This window comes from Methylomonas aurea, from assembly GCF_024505045.1.
Classification (GTDB): domain Bacteria; phylum Pseudomonadota; class Gammaproteobacteria; order Methylococcales; family Methylomonadaceae; genus Methylomonas; species Methylomonas aurea.
In genome coordinates, this window is record NZ_JANIBM010000044.1 from 13780 (window position 1) to 29003 (window position 15224).

14 protein-coding genes are annotated in these 15224 nt (G+C 57.4%); 1 reads left to right on the forward strand and 13 read right to left on the reverse strand.

Annotated elements, in window-relative coordinates:
• Window positions 1-3: 3 nt before the first annotated feature.
• From NP603_RS19655 to NP603_RS19705, 11 genes are all read right to left on the reverse strand, one after another.
• Window positions 4-642: a TIGR04282 family arsenosugar biosynthesis glycosyltransferase gene (locus NP603_RS19655; RefSeq protein ID WP_256612552.1), complete on the reverse strand. Its 639-nt coding sequence runs from the start codon at window positions 640-642 to the stop codon at window positions 4-6.
• Between the two features lie 139 nt (window positions 643-781).
• Window positions 782-1573, reverse strand: a complete 792-nt coding sequence (locus tag NP603_RS19660; RefSeq protein ID WP_256612553.1) for a sterol desaturase family protein — start codon at window positions 1571-1573, stop codon at window positions 782-784.
• Entirely contained in the window at window positions 1573-2256 is a 684-nt protein-coding gene (locus NP603_RS19665; RefSeq protein WP_256612554.1) for a TIGR04283 family arsenosugar biosynthesis glycosyltransferase, read from the reverse strand. The genes NP603_RS19660 and NP603_RS19665 overlap by 1 nt, the downstream gene beginning before the upstream one ends.
• Window positions 2253-4403 (reverse strand): dihydrolipoyl dehydrogenase family protein, encoded by a 2151-nt coding sequence (locus NP603_RS19670; RefSeq protein WP_256612555.1) that lies wholly within the window; start codon window positions 4401-4403, stop codon window positions 2253-2255. Before NP603_RS19670 ends, NP603_RS19665 begins: the two co-directional genes overlap by 4 nt.
• Window positions 4404-4449: 46 nt before the next feature.
• Window positions 4450-5415: an arsenosugar biosynthesis radical SAM (seleno)protein ArsS gene (gene arsS, locus NP603_RS19675; protein WP_256612556.1), complete on the reverse strand. Its 966-nt coding sequence runs from the start codon at window positions 5413-5415 to the stop codon at window positions 4450-4452.
• Between the two features lie 2 nt (window positions 5416-5417).
• Window positions 5418-6065, reverse strand: coding sequence for a DUF3047 domain-containing protein (locus NP603_RS19680; protein WP_256612557.1), 648 nt, complete (start codon window positions 6063-6065; stop codon window positions 5418-5420).
• The gene (locus NP603_RS19685) at window positions 6056-7096 is read right to left on the reverse strand and encodes a methyltransferase domain-containing protein (protein ID WP_256612558.1); all 1041 of its coding nucleotides are present in this window, start codon (window positions 7094-7096) and stop codon (window positions 6056-6058) included. Before NP603_RS19685 ends, NP603_RS19680 begins: the two co-directional genes overlap by 10 nt.
• 47 nt (window positions 7097-7143) lie before the next feature.
• Window positions 7144-7530, reverse strand: coding sequence for a thiol-disulfide oxidoreductase DCC family protein (locus NP603_RS19690; RefSeq protein ID WP_256612559.1), 387 nt, complete (start codon window positions 7528-7530; stop codon window positions 7144-7146).
• Between the two features lie 8 nt (window positions 7531-7538).
• On the reverse strand, window positions 7539-8270 hold the full coding sequence (locus NP603_RS19695) for a rubredoxin-like domain-containing protein (RefSeq protein ID WP_256612560.1): 732 nt from the start codon (window positions 8268-8270) through the stop codon (window positions 7539-7541).
• 189 nt (window positions 8271-8459) lie between these two features.
• Entirely contained in the window at window positions 8460-9881 is a 1422-nt protein-coding gene (fumC, locus tag NP603_RS19700; protein ID WP_256612561.1) for a class II fumarate hydratase, read from the reverse strand.
• A gap of 12 nt (window positions 9882-9893) precedes the next feature.
• Window positions 9894-10340, reverse strand: coding sequence for a ferritin-like domain-containing protein (locus NP603_RS19705; RefSeq protein ID WP_256612562.1), 447 nt, complete (start codon window positions 10338-10340; stop codon window positions 9894-9896).
• Window positions 10341-10556: 216 nt separating this feature from the next.
• On the opposite strand from NP603_RS19705, the gene acnA reads away from it, so the two are divergent.
• On the forward strand, window positions 10557-13262 hold the full coding sequence (gene acnA, locus NP603_RS19710; protein WP_256612563.1) for an aconitate hydratase AcnA: 2706 nt from the start codon (window positions 10557-10559) through the stop codon (window positions 13260-13262).
• 17 nt (window positions 13263-13279) lie between these two features.
• Here acnA and NP603_RS19715 read toward each other — a convergent pair whose 3' ends face one another.
• Entirely contained in the window at window positions 13280-13486 is a 207-nt protein-coding gene (locus tag NP603_RS19715; protein ID WP_256612564.1) for a DUF6494 family protein, read from the reverse strand.
• Window positions 13487-13961: 475 nt separating this feature from the next.
• Window positions 13962-15224, reverse strand: a 1263-nt coding sequence (locus NP603_RS19720; protein ID WP_256612565.1) for a caspase family protein, incomplete at its 5' end; no start/stop codon positions are given.

Consider the following 15224-nt stretch of genomic DNA (forward strand, 5'->3'; position numbering starts at 1 on the left):
CATTTACTCCATCAGAACATCGATCTGTTTTATGTAGCGTCGCCATTCGCTTATGCCGTCGACATCCCATTGTTCGGGTAGCACAGATAAATTTAGCCCACCCTGCTCGGCACGGCTACAGGTATCCACCATCACCCGTTCGCTCCCCCAGGGCATGCCGTCAAACAAAATGGGCTGCGGCCGGCTTAAGCCAATCAATACATATCCGCCGTCTTCCGCTGGCGCGATGACGGCATCATGACCGTCTATTAAAGACTGTAATGCCTGGCGTAAATCTTCCGCGGTCAAACTTGGACAGTCGCAACCGATCAGCAGCGCATGCCGATAATCCGAAAGCGCGTCGGAAAAGGCATTATGCATGCGCTCGCCCAAATCACGCCCGCGTTGGACTGTCAATGTCAGCGGGTATTCGCTAGCGCATTGGTGGAAAAACGGATCGCAGGCATCAGGCGCGCAGCATAGCTTGACCGCGCACAACGGCAGTTTAAACGCCCGCCGCAATGTCATTTCAGCCAATTGCCGATGCGCGGCGGCAGCCTGTTCGGCGGACAACGCCGGCATCAACCGAGTTTTAACCTGCCCGGCGATCGGCGCCTTGCAGAAGATCAGCAATACGCTGTCGGGAAACAAAAGAGTATTCATAGGCGCATGGCCCAAAATGCAACATTCGGACGCAGATAACCGAACATCGGGTTTTAAGATAATTCCCCCATGGGCATAATCAAAGCAAAGTCCTTCAAACGTTTAAACTTTCCACACCAAACAAGCGTTGGGTGCACAATCAACGTTTCCGCAACGGCCGAAACGGCATCGCCAATAAATCCATAAAGCTCAACTCCCCGACATCTCGAAAACCGTTCAGGCCAATGCGCATTTCCGTTTGAACTTGCTGCGGTTGCCGGCAATAAGTCCTAAACAACCTATCCCACCAGGACAAGGAAAAACCGTAATTGCTGTCAGTTTCCGCTGGGCGGGCGGAGTGGTGAATGCGATGCATGTCCGGGGTGACCAAGAGGTAACGGCAATAGCGCTCCAAGCCGGGTGGCAGGCTGACGTTACCGTGATTGAACAAGGCGCAGCCGTTGAGGATGACTTCGAAGGCGATCACCGCCACAGGCGGCGCCCCCAAGGCAACAACCAGCGCGGTCTTGTACAGCATCGACAGCAATATTTCCAAGGGATGAAAACGTAGCGCTGTGCTGGTATCGAAATCCAGATCGCTGTGATGCACCTGATGCAAACGCCAAAACCAGCGCCAGCGGTGGGCGGCGACATGCTGGACGTAGATGGCTAAATCCAGCAGCAGCAAACTCAGCGCGATTGCCAGCCCGTATGGTAGGTGCAGGTTGTTGAACAAGCCGATCTGCTGTTCGGCCACCCAATTCGCCGCCAGCCAGGCCGCCGCGCCGATACTGAGCCGCATCAGCAAAACATTGAACGCCGCCAGGCCGAGATTGATAGGCCAGCGCCGGCGCCGCGTCATGCTCAAACGGCGCGTCGGCCGCCAAAGCTCCCAGCTTGCCATCAACGCCAAGACGATGGCGAACGCGCCGAAGCGCACCAGCATTTCCATCAGCTTCTCCCGTAGTAACGTAACGCCAGATCGTTCGGATCGGCGCCGAAAAAATACGCCAGCCGCAAGCGCCACATCAACAGGATGGTAGGCAAGACACCGTACTGTTGCCAGCGCCGCGCCGAGGTGACGACGCGGCTACCAATGCAGCAAGGCCTGCCCAGTTTCTTCAATTTTGCGCTAATGGCAATGTCTTCCATCAAGGCAATGTCCGGAAAGCCGCCGACCTCGGCAAACGCCTGCCGGGTGACGAACAGGGCCTGGTCGCCGGTGGCAATGCCGGTCAGCCGCGAACGCCAGTTCATCATCAAGGCGATCAATTTGAACACCGGCTGCGGGCTGTCGAAAGCGACATCGAAGCGGCCCCAGCGGTAACCCTCGGCGACAACTTGGTGAATGACCGTTACTGCGTCCGCCGGCAATCGGGTGTCGACATGCAGAAACAGTAAGCACTCGCCATCCGCTTCGGCGGCGCCCAGGTTCATTTGTTTGGCACGGCCGCGCGGGCCGTGCAACAACTTGTCGGCCAGCGGTGCGGCGAGCACCGTACTGCCGTCGTCGCTGCCACCGTCGACCACAATGAGTTGGCACTGCTCGCGCAACGCTTGCAAGGCTTGCAGCTGGACGGCAATCTGTCCGGCCTCATTGAGCACCGGAATGACGATGCTGATGCTTGGTCTCATGCGCCCCGCCGCCAGCGATGAAAGCGTTCCACCCAGCGCAGCAAACCTTGCGGCGCATGGGCGTGTTTCCAGACCCCGGCCGCGTACTTATTGGCTTCGGCCAGGGTCGGGTAGATGTGGATGGTGGCGAGAATTTTGTTCAAACCAATGCCATGCCGCATCGCCAGCACGAACTCCGCGAGCCGGTCGGCGGCGTGCTCGCCGACGATGGTCACGCCCAGGATGCGGTCGCCGTCGGGTAGGGTCAACACTTTGACGAAGCCGTGGGCTTCGCCGTCGGCGATGGCCCGGTCCAGGTCGGCCAGATCGTATCTCGCTACCTCGTAGGCAATACCTTTTTGCTTGGCGTCCTGTTCGTTCAGCCCTACCCTGGCGACTTCCGGATCGGTAAACGTCGCGCAGGGGATGGCCGATTCGTCGGTGCGGAATTTTTTAACCTCGCCGAACAAGGCATTCAGCGCCGCAGTCCAGGCCTGATGGGAGGCGGTATGGGTAAATTGGTACGGGCCGGCGACGTCGCCGACCGCAAAGATGTTGGGGTAATTGGTTTGCTGAAAGGCGTTGGTCTCCAGGGTGTTGCGCGGCGACAAGGCAATGCCCAGTTCCTCGGCGCCGTAACCTTGCACGGTGGCGGCCCGGCCTATCGCCACCAGCACCCGGTCGAATCCGATTTCGACGCTTTGGCCTTGATGCTCGGCAAGCAGCAGCGTCCGGCCCTTTTCCTGAACAAATTCTTTTGCCGTGTGGCCCAGCCGCACATCGATGCCCTCTTGTTCAAACCGTTCCAGCACAGAAGCAGAAACTTCCGGATCTTCTCGCAACAAGAGGCGTGGCGCCATTTCCACCAGCGTCACCCGGCTCCCCAAACGGACGAAGGCTTGCGCCAACTCGCAACCGATCGGCCCTCCGCCTAGCACCAACAGATTTTGGGGTTGGTCGCGCAAATCCCACACCGTATCGGAAGTCAGATAATCGATGCGCTCGATGCCGGCAATCGGCGGTACGAACGGCCGTGCGCCGGTGGCGATGACGATGGCGCGGGTGGTGATGGTCTTTACTACTTCGGCCGTCGTAACTTCAACTACCCACGGCGAAACGATTTTGGCCGCGCCCTGGATCACTTCCACGCCCAACTCGGTATAGCGCTCGATCGAATCGTGGGGCGCGACGGCGTCGACTACCTGCCGTACCCGTTCCATGACCTCGGCAAAATCGCAATCGGCTCGGGCGCTAGCGATGCCGTAAGCCTTGGCGCGCTTGATTTGAGCGAGGAATTTGGCCGAACGCAGCAAGGCCTTGGACGGCACGCAACCGCTGTTCAGGCAGTCGCCGCCCATCTTGTGTTTTTCGATCAGGGTGACTTTGGCTTTCAGGGCTGCGGCGATATAAGCCGTGGTCAGGCCGCCGGCACCGGCGCCGATCACCACCAGATTGTTATCGAAGCGGGCCGGCTTGTTCCAGGCCGCAAAGGCTTTGCGCTGTTCCAGGAAATCGGCAATGCGCCGAGCCAGCAGAGGGAAGACGCCCAAAAGCGCAAAGGACGCCAGCAGACCGGGCGACATGATGTCGGCCAACGTTTCGATTTTGGCCAGTTGCGTGCCGGCGTTGACGTAGACGATGGTGCCGGCCAGCATGCCGATCTGGCTGACCCAATAAAAGGTTTTCACCGGCATCGGCGTCAAGCCCATCGCCAGGTTGATCAGAAAGAACGGGAATATCGGCACCAGTCGCAAGGTGAACAGATAATAAGCGCCGTCGCGCTGCAAACCGGCTTCGATGGCTTGCAGGCGTGGGCCGAACCTGGCGCGGACCCAATCGCGAAACAAAAAACGCGCTGCCAGAAAAGCCAGGGTCGCGCCGATGCTCGACGCAAACGAGACGATGATCGTGCTCCAGAACAGGCCGAAAATTACACCTCCCGCCAGCGTCAAAACCGCGGCACCGGGCAACGACAAACCGGTCACGGCGATGTACAGCAGGGCATACAACATCGCTGCCAGCAAAGGCTGGCTTTGCCGGTATTGCTCGATGGCTACCTGCTGGGCTTTCAGGTTTTCCAAAGTGAGATAGTGCTGAAAACCGAAAGCAAAGAACAAGATCACTGACAGGCTGATCAGCAACGCCAGCTTTATTTTTGTTAGTTTCATGCGACCCTCCGGTAAATATGGCCGAAACCATTGCGGCCGATTTCTCTCAGACGCTTAAAGCGCCTGTGCAGCTACTGCCCTGTCCGGCGGTGCAACCGTAACAATGAGCGGCGGTGGCAATCGGCGCGTTTTGCAAGGTTGCAGGATTCAGCTCAGTGATATGTAGCCTGCCGCCAGCCGACGCCCCCAACGGCATGGCCAGCATCTGGTTGAAATCGCAGTCATACAGGTAACCCTGCCAGTCGATACTCAGCGTGGTCCGGCACATTAGGTTGTCGAGATTGCCGGCGCTGAAGTTGTCTTTCAGCAAATTCAGGTAACTCTGGAAACGGCCCTGGCTGACCAGCAAACTGCCGAAACGCTGGATCGGCATGTTGGCGAGGGTATACAGGCGGTTGAAAACGATGCCGTAGTCCTGTTCAAGATGCTGTTTATAGGCTTGCTGCAATGACTGTTGCTCGGGTGGCAGCGCTGCGCCTTGCGGGTTGTAGACCAGATTCAGTTCCAGGCTGCTGCCCGCTTGGCCGTAGCCCAGCGCATTCAAGCGCCGCAACGCCGCCAGACTATCCCTGAACACGCCCTTGCCGCGCTGCTTGTCGACGTTGTCTTCCAGGTAACACGGCAAAGAAGCGACGATTTGCACCTGTTGCTCGGCCAGAAATTCCGCCATATCGGTAAAACCCGGCGCTTCGAGTATCGTCAGATTGCAACGGTCGATGACCTCGATATTTCGGTCGCGCGCCGCCCGCACCAGCTCGCGAAAATCGGGATGCATTTCCGGCGCGCCGCCGGTCAAATCCAGGGTATGGATACCGGCCGCCGCCGCGAATGCCAGCACTTGTTCGATGGTCTCCCCGCTCATCAGCTCGCTGCGCTTCGGTCCGGCATTGACATGGCAATGCAGGCAGCTCAGATTGCATAAATAACCGAGATTGAGTTGCAGAATTTCCAGCGGCTGGCGAACAATGGCCGGGAAATCGCTATCGCTTAACAAAGGTCTGATGTCGTGCATGGTTAATCCCTGGAAAACCAGATGTCGCCGTAGTCGGCCGACGCCTGGCCGGCGCTATTGTCAGTATCGGTCATGATGGCGACGGCATCGATGGTGACGATGTCTTCGCCGAACAGCCGTTTGAAGTCGTCGCGCACGTTACGCTTTTCCGCTTGCCACGCGTTCAAAGGCGCTTGCGCGTCGCGCAAAGCCAGCATCATCGCCTTTTCGCCGGCAAAGGCATTGGGCCAGACCCTACCCTGTTCGCTGCTGCCGGCCCAGACGTAATTGATGGCCTTGGTTTGCCAAAACGCCCAGCCGCCGCGCACCACCACGTAGACCCGCGCCGCATAATCGTCGCCGGCCTTGCTTTGTTCATCGAGTCCGCTCAAGGGTTTGCCGACCCGCCACGACCAGTTCAGAAACGGCGTTTGCCGCAAATCGATGGTTTGCTCCTTGAACAAGCCCGAAGCGGCGGCCCGGCTGTCGGCATGCAAAACCGCTCGGCCCTCGGCGATCTGCAACCGATAGAGGGTTTCGCCCTTGAAGCGATGCGGCTCCCAGCCATCCAGACTGTTACGGCTGAATTCGCCAATGCCGATTACGTTTTCGGCCGCCGCCGGTTGCAGCGCTAAAAGCCACGGCAACAGCCATTGGCGTTTCAACAGCATGCCCCGCTGGTGTTGGCATCCGTTTGCGGACCGGCAGCGCAATCGAATAAACCGAAGTGGCGCGATTTGTCGCCCAACACCTGAAAATGCTGGCCGTAGCGGCTGCCAGCCAGCATGTCGGCAGTGTTGCCACATACCCGCAGCGGCCGGTCGGTCTCGAAATGATGATGGTCGTCCAGATCGAAACTATGCGGATGTTGTTCGATAGTGCCCAAATACATCGCGACCTGACCAAAGTCCTCGCAACGGTCTTCCAGCGGCATTTTGAATGCCCGCACGGTAATCGACTGGAAATTGACCATGCCGATCTTGGCGAATACCTCCGGATCGTCGAGACTGATCGGAGAGGCTTTGACGCTACGCACGTCCGGGCAACCCAGTTGCTGCATGATCCGCCGAAAATCCTCCCAATACAACGCTCCGCCCAGGCACTCGCCCAACAACACCGGATCTTGGCGCAAGGCGGGGGGAATGCGGCGGTCGGCGAAGACGTCGGAAAAATACAGTTCGCCGCCAGGTTTCAACACCCGAAAAATTTCCGCCAGCACCCGCGGCTTTTCCGGCGACAGATTGATCACGCAATTGGACACCACCACGTCGATGCTGTTATCGGCAATCCCCACCGTATGCAAGTTCTCGATATGGCCGTGCAAAAACTCGACATTGGCATAGCCGAAGCGTTCGGCATGCCAGTCGCGATGGCGAACGGCCACTTCCAGTTGCTCCGGGGTCATATCGACGCCGATCACCCGTCCCTGCGGGCCGACCAGTCTGGACAGCAAATAGCAGTCGCGGCCGGTGCCGCAGCCCAGGTCGAGCACGGTCATGCCGTCCAAGGCCGGCGGTAACGGCGAACCGCAACCGTAAAAACGCTCCAGCACTTCCGGATGCAGTCCGGCCAGCAGTGCTTTCAAGTGCGCCGGCATGGCGTCGATACTGCAACAGGCGCTGGTTTTCAGATCGCTGCTGGATTGCAGCACTTGGCTGTAGTAATGGCGGACCGATTCGCTGATTTCGATACTGGTAGTCATGAAAGTCCTCTGGGTCGGAGTGATAACTTAAGTTCGCCGCAATGGCTTTATAGCAAGCCTCTGCGCCGCAAGCGGCGATTGACCTGCCAATGATACAGCTTGGCCAGCAAGGGCCGAATGATGGGCAGGCCGATCAACCAGGCCAGCGGTTTCAGCTTCGGGACTTTAGCCATCAACAAAATGTACGCATCCAACTCGGAGACGATGCGGCCGTCCGCATCGTGCACGTGCAACTCCGCCAAGGCTTGTTGCGGATCGATGCCAAGTTCGCGTAATCGGTTTTCCTGGCCAGTTATGTCAAACCAGCAAACTTGTTCGTTGCTAGCGCCGGAAAGCTTTTGATAGGTATCGCGGTCGCGAATGCATTTCGGGCAGTCGCCGTCGTAATACACGGTCAAAGGCGAGCTATTTGGGCGTGAGGTTTCGGCCGGCATGGCAAATCTCACGTGACAGCTAACAGCCGTTCGAATCCCGGCAGCCAGTCGGAGAAATTGGCTACATAGTTGTAACCGCATACGGTTTTCAGGGCTTTATCGGCAACGATCCGGTAAATCCGTTGCGCTTGCTTGCGAGTTTCCGAGCCGGGTCCGTAAGGGTTGAATTCCAGGCCAGATGCGGTGAGAAATACGTAGTCGCAGATGAATAAGACGTCTTGGTAGATGTAGAAGGTAAATCCCGGCGTATGGCCGCCGACGAAGTAAGCCTCAATACCGCGATGGTTGAAATCGTCGTCGAAGCGCCGATCGATGTCGAATAAATCCACCAAGCGATGCTTGGCGTCCAGTTCGTGCAACCAAACCTCGACGTTCCATAGACGCCGGTATTGGTTGGAGGCCCCGAGAAAATGGTGGTGGGTGAATAATATGCTTTGCACCGGTGCCAGAGTGCGGTTGAACGCCGACGGCGAATCGATCCATACCGCACCGTCCGCGGTTTCGATGCGGTACGCGGCGTGCTCCAAACCCAGTCTCGGCACCGACAGCAATTGGCTGACCACGTCGTTTACCGGGCTGGCGGTAACGTGATAGGTTTTTTCGGCGTCATCCCAGGCCAGGAATTGATCGTGGCTGGCGCCGCAAAACGGGCAAACGCCCGGCATTTCGCCGATCATGTTGTAGCCGCACTGCAGGCAAACCCATTGGTAAGCTTTTTCAGGGAGGTCTTGGGTCGTCATGTCGATCTCCTGTCGGGATAAAGCCGGAATGTCTATTGGATCAAATCCGCCAGGGACGCGAAGGCGGATCGATTATTACTTTGACCGCTTGGTGGTCATTTTCTAGCGAACTGACGCTGACACCGATAGTTCCGGTCAACATGCCATCCCGATCGGCGCTGGGTATGTAACAAGGAAAGGCCTGTGATATTACGATTTTACTGCGCAGTATTGGGTTGAAATCATACGCTCGGGGCGAACGATGGCGTCGAATCCTTCGGCGCTGATCAAGCCGCTGGCGATTGCAGCTTCGCGTAGCGTACTCCGATTGTCCATTGCCGTCTTTGCAATATGGGCCGCATTGTCGTAACCGATATGGGGCACCAACGCGGTCACCAACATCAGCGATTGTTGCAGCAACTGCTCGATACGCTCGGTATTCGGCATAATGCCGACCAGACAATGCTCAGTAAAACTGGTTACGGCGTCGGCCAACAAACGGATCGATTGCAGGACGTTATAAATGATCACCGGCTTGAGGGCATTCAGCTCCAGATGCCCTTGCGCGCCGGCGAAGGTCACCGTGGCGTGATTGCCGATAACTTGCGCGCAGACCATGCTCAAGGCCTCGCACTGAGTGGGATTGACCTTGCCGGGCATGATCGACGAGCCGGGTTCGTTTTCGGGAAGTATCAATTCACCCAAGCCGCAACGCGGCCCGGAACCGAGCAGGCGAATATCGTTGGCGATTTTATTCAGGCTCACCGCGATACAGCTCAATACCCCGGAGATTTCCACCAGGGCTTCGTGGCTGGCTATCGCCTCGAATTTATTGTCGGCAGAAACGAACGGCAATCCGGTAAAACTGGCCACCTGTTCGGCGAAGGCCTCGGCAAAGCCAGGCTTGGCGTTCAGCCCGGTGCCGACCGCCGTACCGCCTTGGGCCAATGGGTACAAGCGTTTCAGGCTATCGTTGATGCGCTCGATACCAAGGCGGATTTGGGCGGCATAACCTGAAAACTCCTGGCCCAACGTCAACGGTGTGGCATCCTGCAAGTGTGTGCGGCCAATTTTGACGATGCCGTCCCAGGCCTCGGTCTTATCTAGCAAGGCCCGGTGCAGACCTTGCAAAGCCGGTAGCAGCAAATAGTGTATTTGTTCGACCGTGGCGATATGCATCGCGGTGGGAAAAGTATCGTTGGTAGATTGGCTGCGATTGCAATGGTCGTTGGGATGCACCGGTATTTTCGAACCCAATGCCCCGCCGAGCCGTTCGCAGGCTACGTTGGCAATAACCTCGTTGGCATTCATGTTGGACTGGGTGCCGGAACCGGTTTGCCAGATCACTAACGGAAAATGCTCGTCCAATTCGCCGTCTATGACTTTCTGAGCCGCCTCGGCTATCGCCTGGGCTATCGTGGTATCGAGATTGACGACTTCGACGTTAGCCAGCGCCGCGCAGCGCTTGACGATGCCGAGTGCCCGAATCAGCGACCTGGGTAATCGTTCTCCACCGATCTTGAAATGCTGCAACGACCGCTGGGTTTGCGCGCCCCAGTATTTCTCGGCCGGCACGGCGATTTCGCCAAACGAGTCCGTCTCTATTCTTACGCCGGAAGACTCCGTGTTCATATCGGGATCCGCCTATAAACTGCTGGGGTTCAACAACATCTTCCGCACCTCGCCGACGTGCGTTTCTTCCAGGGCACACAGGCGGCGCGCATATTCTTCCAGCAGCACATTGCGGCCATTCACCAAATCCAGCAGGCGATGGTATTCGGCCAAGGCTTGCGTTTCGTGCTCCAGCGATTCGCGCAGAATATCGCCAATGTCGTGACGGTGGGTTTCTAGCAATGGCCCGATCCCCAATGAAGGGTGTCCGCCAAAATGGGTGATCATCTCGCCGGCCTGATTGGCATGCGCCAAGGATTCGGTGGCTTGCGCACGCATCCACGAGACAATCGGAATGCGGTTATAGCCAAAGACCATCAAGGCATAGTGGGTATAACGCACCACCCCGGCCAACTCGGCTTCCAGAATAGTATTCAAAACACTGAGGACAGCATCCTGATCGATTTCGGTATTAGCCATAACGCCCCCTTTGGAATATGGGATGAAGCCATTCGCAACGTTGAAAACATCCGACAATAGAGGCAACGATAAGTTTGATTTTTTAACAAACTTTTGGGTTGCGGATAATTGCGATGGCTAACTCGCTGGGCCAGGCGAACTTAGTCGGCCGCCGTGAGTCTCCCGGAATGCGGCGATATCGCGCCGACACCTCTCCAAATGACAGGAGAATAGATCATGGCAAATTTCGATCCTTTCGGTGTAATACGGCCTTTAGGCCTGGCATCGGCTCCTCGGAGTATCTATTATTCGTTACCTGACCTGAATATTGGCAACGGAATGGATATTGCCCGGCTACCGTTCAGCATTAAGATTCTGCTGGAATCGGCATTGCGCCACTGCGACGGCTACCAAATCTTAGAAGAAGACGTACTCAAGCTGGCCGGTTGGCAAGCTCACGGCGACCGACATGAAATACCCTTCAAACCCGCGCGGGTGGTGTTACAGGATTTTACCGGCGTCCCCGCCTTGGTCGACTTGGCGGCAATGCGCGATGCGATCAGCAACTTGGGCGGCGACCCTGGCAAGGTCAATCCGTTGGTGCCGTGCGATCTGGTGATCGATCATTCGGTGCAGGTCGATTATTTCGGCAAGGCCAATGCTTTGGCGATGAACGAAACGCTGGAGTTTCAACGTAATGCCGAACGCTATGCCTTTCTGAAATGGGGACAAGCCGCATTTCGCAATTTGCGGGTCGTCCCGCCCGCCACCGGCATCGTCCATCAGGTCAATCTGGAATATCTGGCTTCGGTGGTGTTCCGCGATAACACCGCTAATGTCTGTTACCCCGATAGCTGCGTCGGTACGGATTCGCACACGCCTATGGTCAACGGTTTGGGCGTGCTGGCCTGGGGCGTAGGCGGCATCGAAGCCGAAGCGGTGATGTTGGATCAACCGATCTATATGTTGCTGCCCGACGTGGTTGGCATCAAACTAATCGGCGACCTGCCGCCTGGCGTTACCGCCACCGATCTGGTGTTGCGGCTGACCGAACTCTGCCGTCAGATCGGCGTAGTCGGAAAATTCGTCGAGTTTTTCGGCTCCGGCCTGTCAACGCTGAGCGTCGCAGATCGGGCCACCATCAGCAACATGGCACCGGAGCAAGGCGCGACGGTGAGCTATTTCCCGATCGACGCCGAAACGCTGGACTATCTGCGCCTGACCGGCCGCAGCGACGAACAAATAGCTCTGGTCAAGCGTTATGCCAGACAGCAAGGTTTGTTTCGCGACGAATCGACGTCGGCCCCGGAGTTCAGCCAGGTAGTCGAGGTTGATCTTGCCGCCATCGAACCGTCGGTCGCCGGCCCCAAACGCCCGCAAGATCGGATTCCGTTGAGCCGCGTAGGGCCGAGCTACCGACAAATGCTTATCGCACCGGCCGGCAACCAAGGTATCGGTCTTGCGGAAAGCGAATTGAATCGACAGGCTGCGGTGACAATCCGTGGCACTACCGAAACCATCAGCCATGGCGCCGTGGCGATTGCCGCCATCACGTCCTGTACCAATACCAGCAATCCCTCGGTCATGATCGCCGCCGGCCTGTTGGCTAAAAAGGCCGCGGAAAAAGGCCTTAAAGTCAAAAACTATGTGAAGACCTCATTGGCTCCGGGATCGTTGGTAGTGACGGACTATTTACAAAAATCCGGATTACTGCCGTACTTGGAACAATTGGGATTCTATCTGGTGGGTTACGGCTGCACCACCTGCATCGGCAACTCCGGGCCGCTGGATCCTGCGGTGGAAAAAGCCATACTCGACAATCATCTGGTGGCTTCGGCAGTATTGTCCGGCAACCGCAATTTCGAAGGCCGGGTACACCCGTTGACCAAAACCAATTATCTGGCTTCGCCGCCGTTGGTAGTGGCTTTTGCGTTGGCCGGGTCGACGGCGGTGGATATCAGTCGCGATCCGCTTGGTACAGGTAGCGACGGTCAGCCGGTCTATCTGAAAGACGTCTGGCCGAGCAACCGGGAAATCACCGATACCATCAAACAATTCGTCACGCCGCACATTTTCAAACAACGTTACGCCGACGTGTTTTCTGGCAGCCCGGCATGGCAACAAATTCCGGTGGCCGTATCCGAACGTTACCAATGGCAAGCCGACTCGACTTATATCCGTAAACCACCTTTCTTCGAGGGTATGACCAAGATAACGCAATCAATTGCACCGCTCACCGACTTGCGGGTATTGGCGCTATTCGGCGACTCGGTGACGACCGACCATATTTCCCCGGCCGGACAAATAGCCGCCGACTCCCCGGCTGCGGCCTATTTGTTGGAACACGGCATAGCCCGTAACGACTGGAATAGCTACGGCTCGCGCCGAGGCAATGACGAGGTGATGAGCCGCGGCACCTTTGCCAACATTCGCATTCGCAACCTACTGGTACCGGGCGGCGAAGGTAACCTGACCGTTCACCATCCCAGCGGCGACCGGCTCAGTTTTTTTGACGCGGCAATCCGCTACAAGCAAGCCGGTACGCCGCTATGCATTCTGGCCGGTAAAGAATACGGTTCCGGCTCATCCCGCGACTGGGCGGCCAAAGGCCCGTATTTGTTGGGCGTTAAAGTGGTGATCGCCGAGAGTTACGAGCGCATCCACCGCAGTAACCTGATCGGCATGGGTATCCTGCCGTTACAGTTTCTGGCCGGCGATACGGTAACTAATCTCCAGTTGACGGGCAACGAAGTTTTTTCTATCGATTTGAGCGACGCAATCACCAGCCGGGAAATACACGTCTCGGCCGCTGCCAAAGACGGTTCGACCATCCACTTCCGCACCATAAGCCGCGTCGATACGGCCATCGAAGCCCAATACTATCGGGACGGCGGTATACTTCGCACCGTCTTGAAAAAGTTATTGCAAACCGCAACGACCTAGACGCTACCGCCGATAACCTATTCCAGCGCCAGGGTTCCTTCGATACAGTGGCAAATGCCCACACCCGGCACTTCGAGGGTCATTTTAACTGCCAACGTCTCCGCTCCGCCCAAGCTGCCGGATTCCAGCGCTTTGTATACTGCGTGTTCGATCTCGCGCTGCGAGGTGATGCCTACGGTTTTCAGGTATTTCCTGATTTCCATGTTAAAGGTATCTTCGTTCATAGTGTTCCCCCCTATGTTTTTGTGTAGCCAGCATCGTTTAATGGCACCACTCAGCGAGTATATGGCATAAATGTTGACGCCGGTTGAAAATTGACCAGGGTTATTAACCTGTCCTGTCCAAAAATCAGTGTAATAAGAGACCGGTTCGTGATGAGATTTGACGCTTGCGGCTTTCAGAGAAAGCAAAGTTGGCTGGGAGTCAGCTAATTATTAAAGAACAGCCGAACAGTTCTGTTAACGATAACGGGCGGATTTGGCACACTTGCTACCGCCAGTTCTTCAGATTCATTGCCGGAAAGCTGTAATTGAATTCCGACACCTGAAAGCGGCCGTTCGTGATTGAGACAAACCGACCGATTCTGTTGAAAAACTCCCCAGATAATGTAACACGGCCTGACGCACGACCTGGTCCTTCCAGCCCGGATCGATGCTCGGGTCGCGGCTGACCAACTCTACCTTACCCGCCTGGATGTCCTCATACAGCCCCCGGCACCCGCTTCTCCCCATACTGCAGCCACTCGGCCAGGGTGACCTTGCCATCGTTGTCGAGATCAGCCTGCCTCTTCTTGTCGGCCTTTGGTTTCAACCCGTCTTTCACCAGCGCGTAGGTAAAGAGGCCATGACCCAGTTTATCTGCCTCTATGGCCACATCATTGGCTTGGGTGGCCGCCAGGATCCGCATGCCCTTGTCGTAGGCCAGCTGACCCAGCCCCCGGTCCCCCATCGGCCCCGGCTTGAAGCCGGGCGTATCGACACTGGCGGCCGAGTGGCAGGCATCGATCACCATCGCCAACTCACCGGCATCGACTTCGCGCAGCCACTCCGTCAGCTCTTCGCTGGAAATGAATTTCGGCAGGTCCTCGCGGATCGCCTTGGCCGTCCCCGAATCCGACGGCAGCAGATAGAACCGGCCATTGGACTCGGTATAGCCATGACCGGAGAAGGCAAGGATGACCACATCGTCCGGGGTCGCCTTCTTCAGCTGCTCGATAGCTTGGCGATCGATGCCCACCAGGCCCTTCAACCGCTCCCGCTCCGCTTCGCCTTTCCCGGCCAACAACTCCAAAATCGCCCGGATGTTGGCCTTGATCGCCTGGTTCACCGGGAGAGCAGAGGACGCACCATCTTGGGTCACCTGCGGTTCAGAAGCCATACCCGACAGCAGGGACACCTTCACCACCTCATAGTCCTTCAGATGACTCAACGCCGCCGCCAAGGCCTGCCCATCCTTCACTGCAAAATCCAGCTTGCGTTTAGGCTCATCGTAGCTGTCCACCCCCACCGTCAACACGTACGCCCGCGGCTGGCGCCGGGGAATGTCGGCCGGGACTTTGTAGCTGCCGTCCTCTGCCGTGCCGCTCTTCACCCGATCCTCGTTGAAGGCGTAAGCGGTGAACTTGACCGCCCGACCCTGGTCCCGGCTGGCCAGACGCACCGGGAAGGTGTGCGTCGTCTTCGTGGCATCCTTCGCCATCGGCACCCGGCTGGCCGCCCGCCAGGCCTCGAGTTCCTCTACCCCCTTCGTCTCACTTTTCGGCTCGGGCCATTGCCCGACCAGCTGGCCGTCACGGAACAGCCGCAGATCATATGCATCGGTCCGCGTCTTGCCGTTCTTCTGGGTGCTATCCTCCTTCGCTACCACCTCCACGTCCACCTCCACCTGGTCACTGGTGGCTCCCTGCCTGACCCTAAGAATTTTCACCTCGGGCTGGATCCGGTTCAGCTCCCCCAGCGGGCT